The following is a 21,153-nucleotide window of genomic DNA, read 5'->3' as shown; positions in this document are numbered from 1 at the left end:
GGCCGGGGTCGAGGGCGCCGCCCGTGAGGCCGGCCGCGGATTCAGGGGGTGATGGCCATGGCGGCGAGAATCCGGTCGGCCAGGGCTCCGTCGCCCGTGACCTGGACGGTCACCTCGTCGGGGGTGCAGCGGCCCGCGGTCAGGCGGACGTAGGTCTCCCAGTCCATGGCGAGTTCGACGGTCGACTCGCCCGGGGACGACGGGGCGCCGCGGCCGTTCTCCTCCACCCGGACGGCCGTGCGGAAGTCGGGCGGGCCGGTGATCGTGAAGGTGGCGGAGTCGCCGGGCGCGGCCTTCGCGCGGCGGGCGACGATCAGGGGCAGGGCGGGGCCGAACAGGTTCCAGAAGCAGTGCGCGGCCGGGGCGTCGAGGTTGCCGGGGCGGCCGGTCGCGCGGCGGACGTCCTGCTCGTGCGTCCAGCAGTCCATGGCGCGGACCATCATCAGCCGGGAGTAGGGGCCGTCCCGGCCGTCCGGCATCGTGACGACGCGGTCGGGGTCCAGGGTGGGGAGCTGGACGAGGCGGCGCTCCAGGGCGTCCGCGAGTTCCGCGGCGACGGCCGGCCCCGGGACGGGGCGGCGCACGTGCACCGCCGCCTCCAGGGACCGGCCGAAGTCGTTGCGGACGTGGTCGAAGTCGGGGACGTCGATGTCGGGCGAGGGGTCGCCGAGGAGATCGAGCTCGATGCCCACCAGGTGGGACAGCTGGTCCTTGACCGTCCAGCCGGGGCATTCGGTGGGCCGGTCCCAGTCGTCGTCGGTGAGCGTGGCCGCGAGCGCGAGGGTCGAACGGACCGTCTGCTCGTAGGCGGCGGTATTGGCGCGCATCGCGTCGTCCATGTCGATCCTCCATCTGCTGCCCGGGCCGCGCGGCCGGGCGTCCAACACGTTGCGACCGTTGTCTACCGCAACCAGGCGGAGGGTTGCCAGGAGCAGGTCCCGCGCAGGAGGGCTGCGCATCGGCGGAAGGGTCAGCCGGCGGGCGCCGCCTCGGCCGGGGCGTCCCGCCCGCGGCGGCGGCGGAACCAGTGCCGGTGCGTCCGGACGAAGGTGACCGCGAACAGCACCTGGATGGCGCCCTCGATGAGGATCAGCAGCGCCGAGTCCATGGCCCGGAGCACCGATCCGCCGGTGAAGCCGTCGGCGACGCCCTCGACCGCGCGCAGGAACGCCGTGACCGCGATCGGCACGCCGAACAGCGCGAATGAGGTGAGCGTGATGCCGGCGCCGAACACCAGGAAGAACGAGTAGACGCGGGTCGCGAGCCGCTCCCGCCGCGGCTGCCCGGCCGTCGGGTCCTCGGCGGCGCCTGCGCGCCGGAGCACCGCGGCGACCGACCTGGCGAGCAGGTACCTGGCGTAGGCCAGCCCGTCGTCGAAGAGGTTCCGGGTCCGCAGCAGTTCGCGCAGCACGAAGTAGAGGTCGGTGCGCATGTAGACCTGGAGCTGGAACGGGATCGCCATCAGGACGGTGACGACCAGCGCCTGCAGCACCGCGTCGACCGGCCCGGGCAGGCCGGCGTAGGCGACGAGCAGCACCAGCGCCGACATCAGCAGCACGTCCCAGGCGAGCCCGGCGAGGTAGACCCGGTACCGGGACCGGCGCGGCACCCCCCACACCCCGGTGACGTCGGTCTGCACGACCAGGTTGTGCAGGCGGGTGCCGAAGCCGATGCGTCCGGGCGCGCCGAGCGAGCGCGCCGCCATCAGGTGCATCAGCTCGTGCACGCTGATCGACATCGACATCATCACCGTGTTGACCAGGACGGTGAGCCCGACGTAGTCGCCCCAGAAGAAGTCGGAGTAGTCCGGCAGCAACGCGGGCCGCAGGACGAGCGTGACCAGCGCCGCGCCGACCGCCGCCGCCCAGGCGAGCTTCGCCGGGAGTCCGAACAGCCAGGACGTGTTCCGCTCGGTCAGCCGGGCGAAGTGGCTGCGCGGGGCGTCCTCGGCCGGGTCCGGGAGCGGCTCCCCGTCGATGGACCGTACGAACCCGAGGTCGCTGAGGGCCTCCACGAGTTCGGCGAGGTCGACCTCGACGTCGTGCTCGGCGGCGATGCGCTCCTCGGCCGCGCCGACCGTCAGGCCGCCGCGCATGAGGACGATCCCGTCCCCGTACACGGCGGGAAGCTCCACGAACTCGCCGATTCGCAGCCGGCCGACGACGACCGCCTCCGGGTCGTCGTCGTCCGGGCGGACCACGAGCGGGTGGAACTCGACCGTGGTCACAGCTTCCCGCAGGCGGGGCAGTCGCTGTCCTGCGGAATCTCGATGAAGTACGAGTGGTCCCACATCGCGTAGTTCCAGTGGAAGACCTTGCCGCGCGCCTGGGTGGGCAGTCCCCCGAGGTAGTAGAGGACCTCCAGCGCGCAGAGGTGCCCGCTGACGTTGGCGCTGGCCGCGATCACCGCGTTGGGGCGCTCCTCGGTGAGGGAATGGCCGTGGGCCTTGAACTCACGCCGGTCCTCGTGGCGGCGCAGGCACGCCCAGCATCCCGTCTCACCCGGCACCAGGCCGCCCACCACGGCCATCGGCCCGGTGTAGAAGCTGACGAACCAGGGGGTACCGGTCCGCAGCGCCGCTTCGTTCGTCCAGAACATGATGTCGGGGTGCGGCTCGTCGGCGCAGAGGACGAACAGGTCGCAGTCCTGCATCATCGCGGCGATTCCGTCGGGTCCGTCCGCCTTGACGGTGTCTCCGGTCACCTTCACGTGGCCGTTCATGGCGCGGAGCCGCTCCACGGCGCGGTCGACCTTGGGCAGGCCGATGTCGTCCTCGGTGTAGAGGAGCTGCCGGGTGAGGTTGGACTCCTCCACCGTGTCGAAGTCGGCGACGTGCAGGGCGCCGATCCCGCTGGCCGCCAGCCCCGCGGCCACCGCCGAACCGGTGCCGCCGAGACCGAGCAGGCCGACCCGCGCGTCCTTGACCTTGGACTGGATCTCGTACGGCGAGCTGCGCGGCGCCGTGTCGATCCACGCGAAGAAGTTGCGGGCGGGCTCGTAGCGGGCGGCCTCGGCCTCGTCCAGGTTGCCGGGCAGCGGCGCGCCGGCGTCCTCGACGAAGCCGCCGTCGGTCAGGTCCTGGATCACCTCGCGGGCGCTGTCCTCGTCCACGCCGGGATGGGTCTCGGCGAACGCGGCGCACACCTCGCCGACCGTGCGGGTGCCGTCCAGGAGGGTGATGAGCCGCGCGATGGCGCCGTCCTCGCCGTCCTGGATCTCCGCGGCGACGCCCTGCTGCATCAGGCCGATCAGGATCCGGTCGCCGGGCAGGGCGAGGGGCTGGTGGACGCGTTTGATTCGAGGGAGCCGCATGCGAGCCTTCCGGTCGTGGACAGGGAAAGGCCGGCCAGGCCGAGGCCTGGCCGGCCGGCGCACTCGGGGAGGATCAGCCGCCTTCGCGGAGACCGGTCGTCTCGACCTTCTCCAGCCGCTTGATCTCCAGCTTGATCTTCTTGGCCTTCGGGGCCGGTTTCGCCTGTTCGACCTTCTGCATGGGACCTCCCGGAGGACCGCGGTGCCGGCGCGGGGTCTCGCGCCTGTGATGTCGATCATAAATTCAAGATCAACACTTGGGAAGATCAATTCATGGAGAACTTTGCGTCACGGGTCAGGCGCCGATCGCGTTTCCGATGATGGCGGCGTAGGCGGCCTCACCTCGGGCGTTCGGGTGCAGGGGGGCGGCCGGGTTCAGCGGGACGTAGCCCTCGACCCAGCGCTTGGTCGCCGACTGGCAGGCGTCGTGGCCGGCGGACGGGGTGACGAGGTCGATGTAGGTGGCGTCGTGGGCGGCGGCCTGGTCCCGGATGACGCCGTTCATGGCGTTGACGGCGCCCTGCAGGAAGTTGGCGTCGGTGGGCAGGACGGGCTGCACGGGCCAGCAGCCGTTCGGCTTGATGTAGAGGCCGTACCCGGTCACGACGATGCGGGCCTTCGGCGACCTGGCGCGGATGCCGTCCAGGACGGCGCTCAGGCTCGCGCCGAGGGCGGCGGTCTTCTGCGCGACCTCGTCCTCGAACTCGCCCTTGCAGGGGGTGGCGGTGGGGTCGAGGTTGACGCAGTCCTCGGCGATGCCGACGAGCCCGACGTCGTTGCCGCCGATGGTGAGGGTGACGAGGGTGGTGGACGCGGTGAGGGCGTCGAACTGGGGCGGGACGGTGCCGGTGTCGACGCCGGCGACGCTGGTGCTCTGCGACTCGGTCATGTGCTTGGTGCGGGCGCCGCTGCAGGTGACGTCGGTCAGGTCGGCGTTGAGCGCGCCGGCGAGCTCGTGGGCGTAGTTGTGGGTGGACCGTCCGCAGCCGATCGGGCCGGTGATGTTCGGGATGAGCGGCCCGGAGGCCATCGAGTCGCCCAGCGCCACGTACTCCACCGTGGCCGCGTGGGCGGGGGTGGCGGCGAAAGCCGTTCCCGCGAGGACGAGTGCGCCGACCATGCCGTGCAACAGACGCTTCATGCCAACTCCCGGCGTCATGGACGATGTCGCCGTGATCGTCCAGAATCTGGACAGACCGTTCAATTGGCGTGAAAACAGACTCTTGCGGGAGCCGTTGTGACGCGGGACAACACCGGTGGCATGCGGGCCCTGCGCATGGGCGGCCGGCCGATGGCGGCCCATCTGCGGGCCCGCGCTCCGCGGCTGACCGGGCGGGTGGTCGCGCGGCTGCTCGCCGAGCTGCCCGTCTACGCCGAACTGCCCCAGGAGGAGGTCGCCGGGGACATCGCCGGCATCGTCCAGCACAGCCTGCGCCAGTTCGCGGACGTGCTGGAGCGGCGCCGCCCCGCCGGGCCGGCGGAGTTCGGCGCCCAGCGCGAGTCGGCGGCGCTGCGGGCCGAGGAGGGCGTGCCGCTGGACGCGATCCTCGCCGCGTACCAGATCGGCGCGGCGATGGCGTGGGAGGAGCTGACCGCCGGCGCGGGGCCGTCCGACCTGCCCGCCTTCCAGGAGGCGCTCGGCTACTTCCTGGACTTCCAGCGGCTGCTGATCTCGGCGGTCAGCGCCGCCTACCTGGAGGTGCGGCAGATCCTCGACAGCCAGGATCACGGCGGGCGGCACGCGCTGATGACCGCGCTGATGACCGGGGAGACCGCGGGGCACCGCCCGGCGCCCCGCTGGGCGGTGCTGACGCTGGCGTTCGCCCCGCACCCGGACGAGGCGGGCACGGGCCAGCGCGCCCGGATCGCGACCCGGCGCAAGATCCGCCGGGTCCGGACCGTGCTGGACGAGGTCGCCGACGAGCCCGCCTTCACCACCCTGGACGCGGCCGGCGGCACGGCCCTGCTGCCGTTCTCCGCGGGCTGGGACGTCCTGCACGGCCTGGTGGCGCGGGCGGCCGCGTGCGCCGACACCCCGGTCACGGCGGCGGCGGAGATCACCGGCCCCGCCGGGATCCCCGCCGCCGTCGGGCAGACCGCCGAGATCATGGACCTGGTCCGCCGGGCGGGCCGCCCGCCCGGCCTGTACCGGCTCACCGACGTCCTGCTGGACTACCAGCTCAGCCGGCCGAGCGGCGCGCTCGCGGGGCTCGCCGCCCTGCTGGCGCCGCTCGACCCGAAGCCGGAGCTGCTGCGCACGCTGGAGCGGTACCTGGCCTGCGACCTGGACCGGCGGACGACGGGCGCGGCCCTGCACGTCCACCCGAACACGGTCGCCTACCGCGTCCGCCGGATCAGCGCGCTGACCGGGCTCGATCCGGCCCGGCCGAGCGACCTCCGGTTACTGCACGCGGCGATGATCGCCCGCCGCGCCCTTCCGTAGGGTCACCTCCCCGGCCAGCGGGTGTCGAGGATGTCGAACTCGTGCGGCAGCCGCAGCGCGTAGCGGAGCTTGTCCTTGGCCTTGAACGGGATCCACAGCGGCTGCTCGTACAGCTCGTGGACGTCGCACCGGCCGGCGCTCGAGCCGGCCGCGTCCAGCAGCGCGTTGACGGCCTTCCGGCCGCCCTGGTTGGCGCCCTCCATCGTGGTGACGTTGATCGGCGTCTTCACCCAGTCCCCGGCCAGGAACAGGTTCGGGATCTTCGTCTTGGACTCCGGCCGCAGCTTCCACGACCCGGGCTGCTGGATGAACAGCGGGGTGTCGTTGGTGACGCCGCTGCCGGTCGGGATGATCGCCGGGTCGAGGAACCAGGAGTGCAGGTCGGCGTCGGTGAGCAGCGTCTCCCCGCTGTCGTTGAGGTGGGCCTTGATCTGCTTCCAGGCCTCGGCGGCGATCTCGTCGGGCGTGCACTCCGACGCCTTCTTCTTGTTGAACGTGCCGGGCGTGAACCAGTCGGAGATGATCGACGACAGGCAGTCCTTGACGGTCCCGTCGCCGTAGGTGGCGAAGTCGCGCTTCCAGAACTGCTCCTGGCTGATGGACGTGACCGCCCACGTCGAGTCGCCGTAGTTGACGTGGCCGGCCGCGAGCGGCAGCTCCTTCTTGAGGAAGAACTGCAGCCCGGTCATCCAGTCGGTGCGCAGCCCCCGGATGTTCGCCAGCGACGGGTCGGCCTGCAGGACGGCGTCGCTCAGCAGCGTCGCGGCACGCTCGCACGGCATCGCGACGACGAACCAGTCGGCGGAGATCGGCGACTTGCCCTTGACGCCCGCGGACGTGATCCTCCCGTTGGAGACCGAGAGGGAGTCGACCTCGTACCCCACGTTGAACTTGACGCCGAGGTCGCGCAGGTGCGCGATCCACGGGTCGAGCCACATCTCCGACGAGGACCCGTTCAGCACCCGGTCGACCGACCCGCCGGGCTCGTTGCCCAGGCCGAGGATGCTCCACACGGTGGCCTCGCCGACCATCGCGATGGAGTGGGTGCTCGCGTCCTTGGACTTGGTGGCGGCGAGGTTGCGGATCGTCCCGTCGGCGATGAACTTGTTGTACTCGTCGGAGAACCGGTCGGCGCGGATGTAGTCGGCCCAGGTGATGTTCTCCCACTGCCCGAGCTTGCGCTCGTCGCAGCTGGTGACGTACACGAGCAGCTTCTGCGCGGCGAACGCGGCCTCGGTCACCGAGAGCTTGGCGACCGTCTGGAGCCCGGACGTGATCGTGGCGAGGAAGCTGTTGACGTCGTAGATGGACGAGTGCGGCGGCAGCGGGAACGGGAACGGGATGGTGAGGTCGGGGCGGCCCTGCCTCGACATCATGTACGCGTCGGCGCGGACGAGGTTGTCCCACGTCCCCTTGGCGTTGCCGGGGAACGGCGTGCGCCGCATGTTGTCGGTGAGGTTGAAGTAGAAGCCGGGGAAGAAGCGGAACCCGTGCTCGCCCGGCAGGTCCAGCCGGCCGCCCGTCCCGGTGCCCGCGGGGAAGATGCTGCGCGCCTTGCCGCCGAGGGCGGTGCGCTCGTAGACCTCGACCTCGAACCCGCGCTCGATCAGCTCGTGCGCGGCGGTGAGGCCGGCGACGCCGGCGCCGAGGACGGCGACCCGCCGCCCGCTCGCGGCCCGCGCGGGGACCGGTCCCATGGCCATCGCGCCCGCGGTGACGGCGCCCACCACTCCCGCGTCTCGAAGGAACTTCCTGCGTGTCGTCACGGCGACCCTCCCGGTGCCAGGCCCCCGACCCAATAAGTGGTGAGTTACTTGTAACACGCTATTAGCGGCCTGCCAATAAGCCGGGATGCGCCGACTCCGGTCACCGCGGTAGGGGCCCGACCGAAACGGCGGAAGGCGCCGGGCGCCGCGGAAGGGCGCGCACGGGCCGAGAAAGGCGAAGACACCGGACGCGCGCGTCCGGTGCCGCTCCGCGCTCAGCGCGGGAGGTTGCGGGAGGGCGACCCGGGCCTCAGCCCGCGGTCGCGCCGGGGTGCTCGGTGCGCAGGTGGTACTGCAGCGAGGACAGTTCGAGATGCGGCTGGTGGCAGTTCACACAGGCCCAGATCCCGCTCGGAATGGTGACGCCGTGCTTCGCCGCGTCGTCGCGCGCGCACAGCGCGGTGTAGGACTGGACGAGGCGCCGCCACGTCCGCCGGACCGCCGATGACATTCCCGCTCCCCCTCCGGGCCGACTCTTTGGCTCGGCCCAGGATAAGGCAACGGGAATGTCAAGGCGAAACGCCGGAGATCACTGTCCGATCTTCACCCCCGGCTCCCCGTACCGGTACTCCAGCGGGCGGACGCCCCGGCCGCCGGGAACGTTGCCGGCCACGCGGTACTTGCCGGTGGGCAGGATCGTCCGCCCGAAGGTGTTCTCCATCATCATGGCCGCCGCCGCGTACAGCGCGATGACCGCGGACGCGACGAACAGCCAGCCGCCGACGTCCAGGGACCAGGTCGACGGGGCCCAGAAGCCCGCCGCGGTGAAGCCGGCGCCCACGGCCAGGCACGCCAGCAGGATCGCCAGGACCATGTTCTCGCCGAGCGCGGCGAGCGCGCACAACCCGGTGATCACCGCGAGGGCGATGAACCAGAACGCGAAGCCCTGTCTTACCGTGCCGAGCGTCGGTGCCAGGGCGGCCGGTGCCGCACCGATGCTGACCAGCATGAACAGCAGCCCCCAGGCGAGGTAGAACGCGCCCCACATGCCGTGCACGGCGGTGGCGAGGCCGTCGCGGGCCCGGTAGCCCCACATGCCGGCCAGGAACTGCGCGAGGCCGCCGACGAACAGCACGAACGGCCACAGGATGAGCGGGGTGGTGGCATTGCCGAACCAGCCGGCCTGCCAGGCGCCGACCATCATGGTCGCGCCCGCGAATGCGAACAGCCCGAGGATGGACGGTGCCGCGATGGGCTGCAGGAAGACCCGGGTGCGGTCCTCCCAAAGCGCGTGCTCGCCGGGCTCATTGGCGCCCCGGCGGGGAGCCGCCGCAGCGCCCTGAGCGGGGGTCGCGGCCGCAGCGCCCTCGCCGGACATCGGCGATTCTCCATGCTCTCTTCGCCTTGCCATGAGATCCCCCTCTGGAATCGGAGAGCTATAAATGGCTCCTAACCGTGGTTTGGGGGGTCAAACTGGTCATACACCGGATCCTCGCGGGACCGTCCGTAATCTCCTCGATCGTTTACCGCGCCGAGGCGCGGGCGTGGTGGTGCGATGACCCGCTCACACGCGCGGGCGGCAGTGGATCTCCAGGCCGGGCGAGGTGTGCCAGCCGATCAGCCGGAACAGCCGGTCGATGTGCGGCGACACCGTGTGCAGGACGAGGAGCCGGCCGTGCTCGTGCATCTCGCGGGCCGCGACGGTGAAGGCGCGCAGGCCGGCGACGTCCATGAAGGCGAGGCCGGTCAGGTCGATGTGGACGTCCGCGGGCATGCGGGCCTGCGCGGCGTGCAGCACCGCGGCGACGGCGGGGGCGTTGGAGACGTCGACCTCGCCGCTCATCCGCAGCCAGGACGAGGACGAGGCCGCGGCGACGTGCAGCAGCGGCGTGTCGTGCTCGACGACGTCGTAGCGGGGAGCCGCGCGCTCCCCCGCCCCGGAGGCGCCCTCGCCACCGGTGATCCGCCAGATCGTCATACCGTGCGCACCTCGCCCTTGGCCGGGGCGCGCGCTACCTGCGCGGCCCCGTATATGCCAGGCTCTCACCTGACGGCATCTTATGAACCTCAGCGGACGGATTTCATGGACGAGAAGGCGATTCTGGACCGTATCAACGAGTTCATCGAGGAGGAGCACTCGCTCCGGCAGGCGCACGAGCGCGCCGAGACCAGCGACGCGCAGGCGCAGGACCGGCTGCGCCGCCTGGAGGTGGCGCTCGACCAGTGCTGGGACCTGCTGCGCCAGCGCCGGGCCCGGCGGGCGGCGGGACAGAACCCGGACGAGGCCGAGGTCCGTCCCGCCGGTGAGGTGGAGGGCTACCTGCAGTAGCGGCGCCGGCGCCTTACGGGACCATCCAGCCGAGCACTCCGGTGGACTGGAGGCCCGACAGCAGGCACATCCCGGCGAGGAACAGCAGGCTCCACAGGACGACGCGGCGGAAGATGTCCCCCTCGCGTCCGTCCAGGCCCACCGCGGCGGCGGCGATGGCGAGGTTCTGCGGGGACACCATCTTGCCGAGCACGCCGCCCGAGCTGTTCGTGGCCGCCATCAGGACGGTGTCGAGGTCGGCCTTGTTCGCGGCGGTGACCTGCAGGGCGCCGAACAGCGAGTTGGACGAGGTGTCCGACCCGGTGACGGCGGTGCCGAGCCAGCCGAGGATGGGCGACAGCACCGCGAACGCGCCGCCCGCACCCGCCATCCAGGTGCCGAGCGTGACCGTCTGCCCGGACGCGTTCATCACGAACGCCAGGGCGAGCACGGCCATCACGGTGATGATCGCCCACTTGAGCTGGACGAGGGTCGTCCAGTAGGCGCGCAGGGCCTTGCCGAGGCCGACGCCGAGCGCCGCCATCGTGATCAGCCCGGCGACGAGCATCTGCGTGCCGGGGGTGGTCAGGTAGTTGAAGTTGAAGGTCGGCAGGCTGAGCGGCTTGCCGGTCGGGCCGGTGAGGTCGAGCCCCGGCCAGGAGAACGTCCGGGTGGCCTTGTCCAGCCGGCTCTTGACCGCGTCGATCTGGCAGATGACGAAGACCGCGATGATGATCGCGTACGGGGCGTAGGCGCGGGCGACCTCGGCGCGCGGGTCGCGCTCCCCGCCGGACTCGACCCGGGCGGCGAACTCGGGCGTCGGCTCGTCGGCGGCGCCGCCGGCGACCGGCGCGGGCCGCACGGACGGCCGCGGCCGCAGCCGCACGACCAGGACGACGGCGGCGGCCGACACCAGGGACGCGACGACGTCGGCGAGCGGCACCGAGATGAAGTTCGCGGTGACGTACTGCGCGGCCCCGAACGCGGCGCCGCAGATCAGCGCGGTGGGCCACGTCTCGCGCAGACCCCGCTTCCCGTCCACGATGGCGACGAGGACGAGCGGGACGAACAGCGCGAGGATCGGGGTCTGCCGCCCGACCATGGCGCCGAGCGTGTCGCTGGACTCGCCGGTGACCTTGCCGAGGGTGAGGATCGGCGTCGCCATCGCGCCGAACGCCACCGGGGCGGTGTTGGCGGTGAGCGCGAGGACGGCGGCCTTGAGCGGCTGGAAGCCGAGCGCGATGAGCATGACGGACGTGACCGCGACGGGCGTGCCGAAGCCGGCGAGGGCCTCCAGCAGCGCGCCGAACGAGAACGCGATCAGCACCGCCTGGAGCCGGTTGTCGTCGCTGACCGACGCGAACGAGCGGCGGAGCACGTCGAAGTGGCCGGTCGTGACGGTGATGTTGTAGACCCAGAGCGCGTTGATGACGATCCACAGGATCGGGTAGAAGCCGAACGCGGCGCCCTCGGTGCCGGCCAGGAACGCCTGGTCGGCGGGCATGCCGTACGTCCAGATCGCGACGGCCAGGGAGACGGCCAGCGCGATCAGCGACGCCAGCCACGCGCGCATCCGGACGCCCCCGAGCAGGACGAACAGCACGGCGAGCGGCAGGGCGGCGACGAGCGAACTCCAGCCGAGCGAGTCGGCGACGGGATCGAGGACCTGCTGGTACACGGCGATCACCTCGCGGGTTGGGAGCGCCCCCGAGCACGTGATCGATACCCACCGGCGTGACGCGCATCACCTTGATAGTGAACTTTTCAATCAGTCATCCCCGCCTCCACCGGAGACGCCTTTCTCACGAGCGCCTGCCGTCACAGGTGCGGGAGCAGCTTCGCCGGGGTGATGGGCAGGTCGCGGACCCGCACCCCGCAGGCGTGCGCGACGGCGTTGCCGACGGCCGCGGCGGCGCCGACGATGCCGATCTCGCCGATGCCCTTGGAGCCCATCGGGTTGAGGTGCGGGTCGGACTCCTCCACCCACACCGCCTCGATGTCGCGGACGTCGGCGCAGGACGGGACGTGGTACTGGGCGAGGTCCCGGTTGAGGTAGTCGCCGAACTCCCCGTCCATGACGCTCTCCTCCATCAGCGCCATGCCGATGCCCATCGTCATCCCGCCGATGAACTGGGAGCGGGCCGTGACCGGGTTGATGATCCGCCCGACGGCGAACACCCCGAGCATGCGGGGCACGCGGACCTCGCCGGTGTCCATGTCGACCTCGGCCTCGACGAAGTGCGCGCCGAAGCCGTGCCGGGCGTACTCCTCCTCCGCCCTCAGCTCGGCGGCGGTGTCGGCCGACGCCTCGATCCCCTCCGGCGGAACCGAGCCGTTCTCCGTGTGGGGGGACGACCCCCCACGCCCCCCGGCAACGGCCCCGTTCAACTTCCCTCGGAGCGACTCGCAGGCCCGCACGACGGCGGTGCCCCAGCTGGCCGTCCCGCTGGACCCGCCCGCGACGGACGCGGCCGGGAAGGAGCTGTCGCCGACCTCCATCCGCACCCGGTCGAGGTCGGCCTTGAGCGTCTCGGCGGCGATCAGCGCGAGCGCGGTGCGGGCGCCGGTGCCGATGTCGGACGCGGCGATCCGGACCGTGAACGTCCCGTCCGGCTCCGCCCGCGCCGTCGCCCGCCCGGGGTTGCGGCGGGCCGGGTAGGTGGTGGCGGCGACGCCCGTCCCGAGCAGCGTGCGGCCGGCCCGCCGCGACCGGGGCGCCGGGTCGCGGCCCTCCCAGCCGAACCGGTCGGCGCCCTCCTCCAGGCACGCGACGAGGTTGCGGGAGCTGAACGGCAGCCCGCTCTCCGGCTCGCGGTCCGCGTCGTTGCGGACGCGCAGCTCGACGGGGTCGATCCCGGCGGCGACGGCCAGCTCGTCCATGGCCGATTCGAGCGCGTACATGCCGGGCGTCTCGCCGGGCGCCCGCATCCAGGACGGCGTCGGGACGTCCAGCCGGGCGACCCGGTGCGTCGTGCGCCGGTGCGGGGCCCGGTACATGACCCGGGTGGGCGCGGCGGTCTGCTCGGCGAACTCCTGCACCGTGGAGGTCTGCTCGACCACGTCGTGCATGACCACGTCGAGCCGCCCGTCCGGGTCGGCGCCGAGCCGCATCCGCTGGATGGTGGGCGTCCGGTAGCCGGTGGTCGCGAACATCTGCCGGCGCGGCACGGCGAACTTCACCGGGCGGCCCACCTCCCGCGCGGCCATCGCCGCCAGGACCGAGTTGGGGCGCGGCGTGCCCTTCGACCCGAATCCGCCGCCGACGTGCGTCGACACCACCCGCACCTGGTCCTTCTCCAGCCCGAAGATCTGCGCGAGCGTCCGCTGGTGGCTGGACGGACCCTGGGTCGACTCGTAGAGGGTGAGGGATCCGTCCTCGTTCCACTCGGCGGTGGTGGTGTGCGGCTCCATCGGGTTGTTGTGCTCGGCGGGCGTCGTGTAGGTGACGTCCACCCGCACGGCCGAGCCGGCGAACGCCTCCTCGGGGTCGCCCATCTCGGTGTCGGTGGGGATCCCCGCGTTGACCTGCTCGGGCTTGTAGAGGCCGGGGTGGTCCCGGCGGAGCAGGACGTCCGGCTGCTCGGACGCGTACTCGACGCGGACGAGCCGCGCCGCCTCCCGCGCCGTCTCCAGCGTCTCGGCGACGACGGCCGCGACGAACTGGCCGCGGTAGGAGACCGTCCGGGACTGGAAGACGGCCAGCTCCCCGCTCGACGCCTCCGCGAGCCGAGGGGCGTTCTCGCAGGACAGAACGGCCAGCACGCCGGGCAGCCGGCGCGCCGACCCGGTGTCCACGGACACGACCTCGCCGCGTCCGGCGTGCGCCTGGACGGCCGACAGGTAGGCGGGATCCCGCACCGGGTACTCGCCGGCGTACCGCGCCCGCCCGGTGACCTTGTCGCGGCTCTCCAGCCGGTACGTCATCGCCCCTCCCCCAGTTCGGTCAGCGTCTGCACGATCAGGTTCCGCGCGAGCGGCACCTTGTAGCCGTTGCGGCGCAGCGGCTCGGCCGCCGCCAGTTCGGCGTCGGCGGCGCGGGCGAGCGCCTCCCCGGTGAGGGCGGCGCCGCGCAGCACGTCCTCAGCGTTCCGGGCCCGCCACGGCTTGTGCGCGACCCCGCCGAGCGCCAGCCGGACGTCCTGGATCGTGCCGCCGCGCACCTCCAGCGCCGCCGCCACCGAGACGAGCGCGAACGCGAACGACGCCCGCTCCCGCACCTTGCGGTACACGGCCGGCATCCGCAGCGGCGGCACCACGACCCCGGTGATCAGGTCGCCGCGGTCGAGCGTCGTGTCGTGCCGCGGCTCGTCGCCGGGCAGCCGGTAGAAGTCGTCGAGCGGGACCGTCCGCTCGCCGTCCCGGCCGAGCACCCGGACCGAGGCGTCCAGCGCCATGAGCGCCACCGCCATGTCGGACGGGTGTGTCGCGACGCACGCCGCCGAATGCCCGAGGATCGCGAGGTTCTGGTTCTCGCCGTCGCGGGCCGGGCAGCCGGTTCCCGGGGCGCGCTTGTTGCAGGGCTTGGACGTGTCCTGGAAGTAGGGGCAGCGGGTGCGCTGGAGCAGGTTGCCGCCGACCGTCGCGAGGTTGCGGAGCTGGCCGGACGCCCCCGACAGGACGGCCTTCGCCAGCATCGGGAACTCCTCGCGGACCGTCCAGTCGGCGGCGAGGCCGCTGTTGGTGACGGCGGCGCCGATGAGCAGCGTCCCGTCCGCGTCCCGTTCGATGCGGTCGTAGGGGAGACGGGTCACGTCGACGAGCTTGGAGGGCTCCTCGACGCCGAGGCGCATCAGGTCGACGAGGTTGGTGCCGCCGCCGAGGTAGTGGGCACCGTTCCCGTCCCCGTCCCCGTCCCAGGCCATCGCGTGCTCGGCCCGCGCGTCCTCGGCCGTGGTCGCGCGCGCGTACGCGAAGGGCCTCATGCCCGCGCTCCTTGCCGGACCTGCCGCGCCGCCGCGGGCGGGTCGGCCGCCGCCCGGTCCGGCTCGCCGGCGGCCTCGCGCAGCGCCGCGACGATGCCGACGTAGGCGCCGCAGCGGCACAGGTTGCCGCTCATCCGCTCGCGGATCTCGGCGTCGTCCAGCGGCGGCGCGGAGGCCAGGTCGGCGGTGACGGCGCTCGGCCAGCCGCAGGCGGCCTCGTCCAAGACGGCGGTCGCGGAGCAGAGCTGGCCCGGCGTGCAGTAGCCGCACTGGAAGGCGTCGTTCTCGATGAAGGCCCGCTGGACGCGGCTGAGTTCCCCGTCCTGCGCCAGGCCCTCGACGGTGACGATGTCGGCGCCGTCGTGGGCGACGGCCAGCGCGAGGCATCCGTTGGCGCGGCGCCCGTCGAGCAGGATGGTGCAGGCACCGCATTGGCCGTGGTCGCAGCCCTTCTTCGAACCGGTCAGGCCGAGGTCCTCCCGCAGGACGTCCAGCAGGGACGCGCGGGTGTCGACCGTGAGCCTGAGTTCTCTGCCGTTCACGTTCAGGGTGATGTCGGCGTGGATAGGCATGTCCATGCCGCGCCCTTACCCCGACCGGCGGGGGTGAGTCAGCGGCGCCGGGGACGCAGCCGGTAGAGGCGGTACCACGCGGCGGCGACGAAGACGGCGAGCAGCACGGCGGCGACGCCCATGTCGGACGCCCACGTCGCGGCGACCGGTTTCCACAGCGGGTCGGGGTCGCCGGCCGGCGGGGAGATCCGCCCGAGGTCGATGGTCGCCGCCGCCGCGCCCATCCCCCAGCGGGACGGCGACAGCCACGCGAGCTGCTCCAGTCCCGGCTTGCCGTTCAGCCGCACCAGCGCCCCGGACAGCACCAGCTGCGCCATCGACAGGACGATCAGCAGCGGCAGCGTCTTCTCCGACGTCCCGACCAGCGCCGACACGAGCAGCCCCAGCGCCATCGACACGACCCCGAGCAGCGCCATGGACAGCATCAGCTCGGGCAGGACGGCGGTGAACGTGCCGTGCGGCGGCAGCCGCACCCCGACCGTGCCGATCAGCACCAGGACGACCGCCTGCAGCGCCGTGATCACGCCCAGGACCAGCAGCTTCGACATCAGATAGACGCCCGCCGACAGGCCCGCCGCCCGCTCCCGGCCGTAGATCGTCCGCTCCTTGACCAGCTCGCGGACGGCGTTGCCCGTCCCGGCGAAGCACGCGGCGAACGCCATCACCATCAGCTTGGACGCCGCGTCCGGGTTGCTGCCGGGCGTCCCGGTGAACCCCTTCGCGGCGGGGATCGCGGCGGTCAGCCCGCCGAGGATCAGCGGCATCACCCCGAGCAGCACCAGGTAGCTGCGGTCGGACGCGATCACCGCGAGGTAGCGCCGGCACAGCGTGCGGAGCTGCGCGAGCCGGGACTGCCGCGGGGGCGGCGGCTCGGGCGCGGTCGCGGCGGACGGCCGGGCCGTGCGGTCGGCGGCGCCCGCGACGTAGCGCGCGTGCCGGGGCGAGGCGCGGAACTCCGCCGCCCAGTCGCGGCCGGGCTCGCGGTCGAACGCTTGGAACACCTCCGCCCACGTCTTCTTTCCGAAGTGGGCGAGCCCCTCGTCCGGCGGGCCGTAGTAGGCGAGCCGGCCGCCGGGGACGAGGACGAGCAGCCGGTCGCAGGTGCCGAGGTTCGCGACGCTGTGCGTGACGACGATGACCGTCCGGCCGTCGTGGGCCAGCTCGCCGAGCATCTCCATGACGGTCTTGTCGAGGCCCGGGTCGAGGCCGGAGGTCGGCTCGTCCAGGAACAGCAGCGACGGTTTCGTCAGCAGCTCCAGCGCGACGCTGACCCGCTTGCGCTGCCCGCCCGACAGCCGGTCGATGCGGGTGCGGGCGTGCGGGGTGAGGCCCAGCTCGTCCAGCACCTCGTCGACCCGCTCCTCGCGCTCGCTCCGGCGCGTGTCGCCGGGGAAGCGCAGTTCGGCCGCGAACAGCAGCGCCTGCCGCGTCGCGAGCTGCGTGTGCAGGATGTCCTCCTGCGGGACGAGCCCGATCCGGTGCCGCAGCTCGTCGTAGTCGGCGTACAGGTCGCGGCCGTCGTAGCGGACCGTCCCCTCGGTCGCCGGGCGCGTCCCGGTGACGGCGCCGAGCAGCGTCGACTTGCCGGCGCCGGACGGGCCGATGACGCCGACGAGGGAGCGCTCCGGGATCGGGAAGCCGACCCCGTCCAGGATCACCTTGCCCTCGGGCGTCCGGACGGTGAGGCCCTCCACCGAGACCGACACGTCGCCGGTGTCGACGAACTCCCGCAGCTCGTCCCCCACCAGCCGGAACGTCGCGTGCCCGATGCCGACCAGGTCGTTCTCGGCGACCTCGGCGGCGTCGACGCGGTCGCCGTTGACGTAGGTCCCGTTGTGGCTGCCGAGGTCGACGATCTGGTACCGGCCGGGGACGAGCGGCCGCAGCTCGGCGTGGTGGCGCGAGACGGCCAGGTCGGGCACGACCACGTCGTTGTCGGCGGCGCGCCCGATGCGCAGCGTGCGCGGCGCGACCCGGAAGATCTGGCTGGGCCGCCGCTCGGCCGGGACGGCGGCGTGCGGCAGCGGGTCGGCGTCCGAGCAGGCCAGCTCCTCGCCGTCCGCCGCGTGGCCGAGCCGGAACGTCAGCTCGCCCCGGACCGGCATCCGCGTGACGCGGCGGCCGCCGAGGAACGTGCCGTTGCTGCTGCCCGCGTCCTCGATCCGCCAGCCGTCCGGCCCGGCGCGCAGCACGGCGTGGAACCACGACACGCGCGGGTCGGTGAGGACGATGTGCGAGGCGGGGTCGCGGCCGATCCGGTACTCGATCCCGGCCCGCAGCCGGTGCACCCCGCCGCGCGTGCGGACCAGGAGCGGCGTCGCGCGCGATTCCGCGTCCGGAACGGCCGTCATGGACCGGAGTGTAATTCGCCGCGCCGATATTGACAGGACCCCATTCCGGGAATTGAGTGAATGCCATGGCGAAGCCGTCCGGAGAGGCGACCGTCACCCGCGCCGACCGGCTGCCGCGGCGGCCCGCCCGGCGCCGGCCCGTCGCCCTCCTGGCCCTGGTGGTACTGCTGTTGCTACTGGTCGCTGTGGTGGACCGGGGCAGCGCAGCGGTCGCCCAGCACGAACTGGCGGTGGAGATCCGCAAACAGGGATTTCCGTCCGAGCCGGAAGTGGCCATCAAGGGGATCCCGTTCTTGACACAGGTGCTCTCCCGTGATTTCCGCGATGTGCGGCTGGAAGCGGACGGCATTATCGGGGGACCCGTGCGCATCACCAGTCTCAAAGTGCGCGCAAGGAATGTTCGGGTCGATTCGGGCTTCCAGCGCGGCGTCCTGGGGTCGGTCGACGGGACCGCGTTCATCGGGTTCGGCGACCTCGCGAAGGCGGGCGGCGACCCCGGCCTGGAGCTGACGGCGGGCGCGGGGAACCGGATCGAGGCGAAGGTCGACCTCGGCATCACCGAGGCGACGGCCACCGCGAGCGTCACGAAGGAGGGCGACGCGATCCGGGTGCGGGCGCTGTCGGCCGAGGGCCACCCGCTGGACGACCTGGACGGCGCGCTCGACTTCACCGTCCCGGTGAAGGGGCTGCCGCTGGGCCTGGCGTTCCGCAGCCTGACGGTGTCGTCCGGCGGCGTATCGCTGCACGTGACCGGACGCGACGTCCCCTTCGGCTAGCACGCCGACCGGCTCGCCACCCGCGCGCGGTGCGGAGTGCGGTGCCGATCAGTCGGTGTCGGAGAGGATCTCCACGACCTGCCGGGCCGTCTCGGTCGGCAGCGGCGGCGGCAGTCCCTTCCACTTGCGCGACGCAGCCAGCGCCGCCGCGCCCGCCCCGCCGCCGTACACCGCCGCCGCGACGAACGACGCCAGCTCGGGCGGCAGCTTCTTCTCCAGCAGCAGCACGTTCATCCGGTACGTGGCGGCGGTCGCGAGGACCCCGAAGGCCCCGGCGACGGCGCCCAGCCGCAGCGCCGGGACGCGCTGCCGCGCCTTGTCCGCCATCTCCTGCTGCGCGGCGTCGATCACCCGCCGGGCGAGCAGCAGGTTCTGCTCCAGCGGGCCGTCGACCTCCGCGGGTTCGCTCGACTCCGTCATGACCTCCGGCTTACCCGCAGCGGAGCGAAGGAATCAGGAGAGCAAGGTGTCACCGTCCGTAACTTTGCGGGTGCTGTAGGTTGCCGAGCGGATCCCGCCCCGGAGCCACTGATCCTGGAGCCGACAGAGAGGCCGGTCGATGCAACCGTTCGAGCTGCCCGACTTCTACGTGCCGTACCCCGCGCGGCTGAACCCGCATCTGGAGGGCGCGCGGACGCACACCATGGCGTGGGCGCGCGAGATGAGGATGCTGGACGACGACCGCGACCCCGGCACCCCCGACATCTGGGACGAGGCGGCGCTCGAGGCGATGGACTACGCGCTCCTGTGCGCGTACACGCACCCCGACTGCGACGGCCCCGAACTCGACCTCATCACCGACTGGTACGTCTGGGTGTTCTACTTCGACGACCACTTCCTCGAAGTGTTCAAGAAGACCCGGGACCAGAAGGGCGCCCGCGCCTACCTCGACCGGCTGCCGCTGTTCATGTCGCTCGAACCGCCCGAGGCGGCGAACGCCGTCGAGCGCGGCCTGGCCGACCTGTGGGCGCGGACCGTCCCGGCCAAGTCGGACGCCTGGCGCGAGCGCTTCTCGGTGAGCACCGTGAACCTGCTGCGCGAGTCGCTGTGGGAGCTGTCCAACATCAGCACCGGGCGCGTCCCGAACCCGGTCGAGTACATCGAGATGCGGCGCAAGGTCGGCGGCGCGCCCTGGTCGGCCGACCTCGCCGAGCACGCCGCCGGGGTCGAGGTCCCCGAGCGCGTCGTCGGGACGCGGCCGCTGCGCGTCCTGAAGGACACCTTCTCCGACGGCGTCCACCTGCGGAACGACATCTTCTCCTACCAGCGCGAGACCGAGTCCGAGGGCGAGGTCAACAACTGCGTCCTGGTGATGGAGCGGTTCCTGGGCGTCGCGCCGCAGACCGCCGCCGACACGGTGAACGACCTGCTCACCTCGCGGCTCCGGCAGTTCGAGAACACCGCCCTCACCGAACTGGCGCACATCGTCGCCGACCACGCGCTCGACCCGGCCGAGCAGGCGAGCCTCGCCGCCTACGTCAAGGCCCTCCAGGACTGGCAGTCCGGCGGCCACGAGTGGCACATGCGCTCCAGCCGCTACATGAACGGCAAGTCGCTGGGGATGTCGGCCGCGCGCATCCCGGCGCTGCTGAAGTCGACGCGGATCAGCCTGCCGCACGTCCCGTTCCAGAAGGTCGGCCCGACGCCGCTGCCGGAGTTCGACATCCCGTACCCGCCGCGCGTCAACCCGCACCGCGACGCCGCCGGCCGCAACGTCGTCGTCTGGGCGCGCGAGATGGGCATGTTCTCCCCGCATCCGCGGCTGCCGGTGTCGGTGTGGTCGGCCGAGCGGCTCCGCGGGATGGCGCTGGAGATCTGCGCGGCGTCCCTGAACCCGCACGCGAGCGCCGAGGGCCTCGACCTCGCCACCCAGTGGCTGGCCTTCGGCACCTACGGCGACGACTTCTTCCCCGCCCTCTTCAACCGCGACCGCGACATGGCCGGGGCGAAGCTGTTCAACGCCCGCGTCGGGGGCTTCATGCCGCTGGACTGCGGCTCTGCTCCCCCGCCGGAGAACGCCTTCGAGGCGGCCCTCGCCGACCTGTGGCCGCGCACCGCCCTGCCCATGGACGACCGCGGCCGCCGCGAGTTCCGCGCCGCCGTGGAGCACATGGTGGAGAGCTGGGTCTGGGAGCTGAACAACCACCTCCAGTCGCGCATCCCCGACCCCGTCGACTACGTCGAGATGCGGCGGCACACGTTCGGCTCCGAGATGACGATGGCGCTGTGCCGGATCGAGCACTCCCACGAGATCCCGCAGGAGGTGTTCCGGACCCGCACGCTCCGCGAGATCGACGTGTCGGTGATGGACGTCGCGTGCCTGCTGAACGACTGCTTCTCCTACCAGAAGGAGATCGAGTACGAGGGCGAGCTGAACAACGGCGTCCTCGCCATCGAGAACTTCTTCGGCTGCGGGCGCGACGAGGCGCTGCCGATCGTGGGCGACCTCATCACGTCCCGCCGCCGCCAGTTCGAGCACCTGGTCGCCCACGAGCTCCCGGCGCTGGCCGACGACCTCGGCCTGGACGCCACCGCCCGCGCGTCCCTGGACGCCTACGTCGGCGAACTCCGCGACTGGATGGCCGGCATCCTGAAATGGCATCGCGAATCCGACCGCTACGACGAGCGCCGGCCGTCCCTGCCGAAGCCCCGGGGGCTCGGCACGTCGGCGTTCTACCTGTTCAGCCGCGGCGGCCCGCCGAGCCCGGTCGCACCCTGATCTCTCCCGCCCCGCCCCGGGGGTCAGGGGGCCGGCGCTTCCTG

Annotated in this window: 18 protein-coding genes; 4 read left to right on the top strand and 14 right to left on the bottom strand. The window is 72.4% G+C overall.

All coding sequences use genetic code 11. From position 1 onward, the window contains the following. Window positions 1–41 precede the first annotated feature (41 nt). The 4 genes from E1284_RS24970 to E1284_RS24955 all read right to left on the bottom strand — a co-directional run bounded on the left by E1284_RS24970 (window position 42) and on the right by E1284_RS24955 (window position 4,453). Complete coding sequence (locus E1284_RS24970) at window positions 42–839, bottom strand: maleylpyruvate isomerase family mycothiol-dependent enzyme (protein ID WP_165965422.1); 798 nt, start codon at window positions 837–839, stop codon at window positions 42–44. 131 nt (window positions 840–970) lie between these two features. Then, window positions 971–2,227, bottom strand: coding sequence for a hypothetical protein (locus E1284_RS24965; protein ID WP_131942564.1), 1,257 nt, complete (start codon window positions 2,225–2,227; stop codon window positions 971–973). Continuing rightward, complete coding sequence (locus E1284_RS24960) at window positions 2,224–3,312, bottom strand: TOMM precursor leader peptide-binding protein (protein ID WP_131942563.1); 1,089 nt, start codon at window positions 3,310–3,312, stop codon at window positions 2,224–2,226. Before E1284_RS24960 ends, E1284_RS24965 begins: the two co-directional genes overlap by 4 nt. A 295-nt stretch (window positions 3,313–3,607) precedes the next feature. Further along, window positions 3,608–4,453: an SGNH/GDSL hydrolase family protein gene (locus E1284_RS24955; RefSeq protein WP_243714732.1), complete on the bottom strand. Its 846-nt coding sequence runs from the start codon at window positions 4,451–4,453 to the stop codon at window positions 3,608–3,610. Between the two features lie 96 nt (window positions 4,454–4,549). Between E1284_RS24955 and E1284_RS24950 the strand changes: the two genes are divergently transcribed. Beyond that, entirely contained in the window at window positions 4,550–5,755 is a 1,206-nt protein-coding gene (locus tag E1284_RS24950) for a PucR family transcriptional regulator (RefSeq protein ID WP_243714731.1), read from the top strand. 2 nt (window positions 5,756–5,757) lie between these two features. On the opposite strand, the gene E1284_RS24945 is transcribed toward E1284_RS24950, so the two are convergent. From E1284_RS24945 to E1284_RS24930, 4 genes are all read right to left on the bottom strand, one after another. Continuing rightward, a complete protein-coding gene (locus E1284_RS24945; RefSeq protein ID WP_207923938.1) occupies window positions 5,758–7,521 on the bottom strand; it encodes a hydroxysqualene dehydroxylase in 1,764 nt (587 codons plus the stop codon). Between the two features lie 250 nt (window positions 7,522–7,771). Next, the gene (locus E1284_RS24940; RefSeq protein WP_131942561.1) at window positions 7,772–7,972 is read right to left on the bottom strand and encodes a hypothetical protein; all 201 of its coding nucleotides are present in this window, start codon (window positions 7,970–7,972) and stop codon (window positions 7,772–7,774) included. A gap of 78 nt (window positions 7,973–8,050) precedes the next feature. After that, entirely contained in the window at window positions 8,051–8,839 is a 789-nt protein-coding gene (locus E1284_RS24935) for an acetate uptake transporter family protein (RefSeq protein WP_165965421.1), read from the bottom strand. A 186-nt stretch (window positions 8,840–9,025) separates the two neighbouring features. Further along, window positions 9,026–9,439, bottom strand: a complete 414-nt coding sequence (locus tag E1284_RS24930; RefSeq protein WP_131942559.1) for an STAS domain-containing protein — start codon at window positions 9,437–9,439, stop codon at window positions 9,026–9,028. A 105-nt stretch (window positions 9,440–9,544) separates the two neighbouring features. Between E1284_RS24930 and E1284_RS24925 the strand changes: the two genes are divergently transcribed. Further along, window positions 9,545–9,790, top strand: a complete 246-nt coding sequence (locus E1284_RS24925; protein ID WP_131942558.1) for a DUF2630 family protein — start codon at window positions 9,545–9,547, stop codon at window positions 9,788–9,790. 13 nt (window positions 9,791–9,803) lie between these two features. Here E1284_RS24925 and E1284_RS24920 read toward each other — a convergent pair whose 3' ends face one another. The 5 genes from E1284_RS24920 to E1284_RS24900 all read right to left on the bottom strand — a co-directional run bounded on the left by E1284_RS24920 (window position 9,804) and on the right by E1284_RS24900 (window position 17,614). Continuing rightward, the gene (locus tag E1284_RS24920) at window positions 9,804–11,447 is read right to left on the bottom strand and encodes an L-lactate permease (RefSeq protein ID WP_131942557.1); all 1,644 of its coding nucleotides are present in this window, start codon (window positions 11,445–11,447) and stop codon (window positions 9,804–9,806) included. 140 nt (window positions 11,448–11,587) lie between these two features. After that, entirely contained in the window at window positions 11,588–13,693 is a 2,106-nt protein-coding gene (locus E1284_RS24915) for a xanthine dehydrogenase family protein molybdopterin-binding subunit (RefSeq protein ID WP_131942556.1), read from the bottom strand. After that, window positions 13,690–14,691: an FAD binding domain-containing protein gene (locus tag E1284_RS24910; protein ID WP_131942555.1), complete on the bottom strand. Its 1,002-nt coding sequence runs from the start codon at window positions 14,689–14,691 to the stop codon at window positions 13,690–13,692. Before E1284_RS24910 ends, E1284_RS24915 begins: the two co-directional genes overlap by 4 nt. Further along, entirely contained in the window at window positions 14,688–15,269 is a 582-nt protein-coding gene (locus E1284_RS24905; protein ID WP_424923505.1) for a 2Fe-2S iron-sulfur cluster-binding protein, read from the bottom strand. The genes E1284_RS24910 and E1284_RS24905 overlap by 4 nt, the downstream gene beginning before the upstream one ends. Before the next feature lie 32 nt (window positions 15,270–15,301). Beyond that, a complete protein-coding gene (locus tag E1284_RS24900; protein WP_131942554.1) occupies window positions 15,302–17,614 on the bottom strand; it encodes an FHA domain-containing protein in 2,313 nt (770 codons plus the stop codon). 65 nt (window positions 17,615–17,679) lie between these two features. Between E1284_RS24900 and E1284_RS24895 the strand changes: the two genes are divergently transcribed. After that, complete coding sequence (locus tag E1284_RS24895; RefSeq protein WP_131942553.1) at window positions 17,680–18,390, top strand: LmeA family phospholipid-binding protein; 711 nt, start codon at window positions 17,680–17,682, stop codon at window positions 18,388–18,390. Window positions 18,391–18,438: 48 nt separating this feature from the next. Here the strand turns inward: E1284_RS24895 and E1284_RS24890 are convergent, their stop codons facing one another. Next, window positions 18,439–18,810, bottom strand: a complete 372-nt coding sequence (locus E1284_RS24890; protein ID WP_131942552.1) for a phage holin family protein — start codon at window positions 18,808–18,810, stop codon at window positions 18,439–18,441. 139 nt (window positions 18,811–18,949) lie between these two features. On the opposite strand from E1284_RS24890, the gene E1284_RS24885 reads away from it, so the two are divergent. Next, window positions 18,950–21,109 carry a terpene synthase family protein gene (locus tag E1284_RS24885; protein ID WP_131942551.1) on the top strand — a complete coding sequence of 720 codons (2,160 nt, stop codon included), beginning with the start codon at window positions 18,950–18,952 and terminating at the stop codon, window positions 21,107–21,109. Window positions 21,110–21,153 lie beyond the last annotated feature (44 nt).

Origin of the sequence: Actinomadura bangladeshensis (assembly GCF_004348335.1) — a bacterium.
Lineage (GTDB): Bacteria > Actinomycetota > Actinomycetes > Streptosporangiales > Streptosporangiaceae > Spirillospora > Spirillospora bangladeshensis.
The sequence above is the reverse complement of the archived record's forward strand: the minus strand, read 5'-3'. Positions and strand labels throughout refer to the sequence as shown.

What these genes read in the sequence shown, in the direction of transcription:
- E1284_RS24915 (WP_131942556.1), bottom strand. Translation starts at nt 13,693, where the DNA reads ATGACGTACCGGCTGGAGAGCCGCGACAAGGTCACCGGGCGGGCGCGG.
- E1284_RS24955 (WP_243714732.1), bottom strand. Translation starts at nt 4,453, where the DNA reads ATGAAGCGTCTGTTGCACGGCATGGTCGGCGCACTCGTCCTCGCGGGA.
- E1284_RS24910 (WP_131942555.1), bottom strand. Translation starts at nt 14,691, where the DNA reads ATGAGGCCCTTCGCGTACGCGCGCGCGACCACGGCCGAGGACGCGCGG.
- E1284_RS24925 (WP_131942558.1), top strand. Translation starts at nt 9,545, where the DNA reads ATGGACGAGAAGGCGATTCTGGACCGTATCAACGAGTTCATCGAGGAG.
- E1284_RS24905 (WP_424923505.1), bottom strand. Translation starts at nt 15,269, where the DNA reads ATGGACATGCCTATCCACGCCGACATCACCCTGAACGTGAACGGCAGA.
- E1284_RS24885 (WP_131942551.1), top strand. Translation starts at nt 18,950, where the DNA reads ATGCAACCGTTCGAGCTGCCCGACTTCTACGTGCCGTACCCCGCGCGG.
- E1284_RS24895 (WP_131942553.1), top strand. Translation starts at nt 17,680, where the DNA reads ATGGCGAAGCCGTCCGGAGAGGCGACCGTCACCCGCGCCGACCGGCTG.
- E1284_RS24935 (WP_165965421.1), bottom strand. Translation starts at nt 8,839, where the DNA reads ATGTCCGGCGAGGGCGCTGCGGCCGCGACCCCCGCTCAGGGCGCTGCG.
- E1284_RS24970 (WP_165965422.1), bottom strand. Translation starts at nt 839, where the DNA reads ATGGACGACGCGATGCGCGCCAATACCGCCGCCTACGAGCAGACGGTC.
- E1284_RS24930 (WP_131942559.1), bottom strand. Translation starts at nt 9,439, where the DNA reads ATGACGATCTGGCGGATCACCGGTGGCGAGGGCGCCTCCGGGGCGGGG.
- E1284_RS24940 (WP_131942561.1), bottom strand. Translation starts at nt 7,972, where the DNA reads ATGTCATCGGCGGTCCGGCGGACGTGGCGGCGCCTCGTCCAGTCCTAC.
- E1284_RS24900 (WP_131942554.1), bottom strand. Translation starts at nt 17,614, where the DNA reads ATGACGGCCGTTCCGGACGCGGAATCGCGCGCGACGCCGCTCCTGGTC.
- E1284_RS24960 (WP_131942563.1), bottom strand. Translation starts at nt 3,312, where the DNA reads ATGCGGCTCCCTCGAATCAAACGCGTCCACCAGCCCCTCGCCCTGCCC.
- E1284_RS24890 (WP_131942552.1), bottom strand. Translation starts at nt 18,810, where the DNA reads ATGACGGAGTCGAGCGAACCCGCGGAGGTCGACGGCCCGCTGGAGCAG.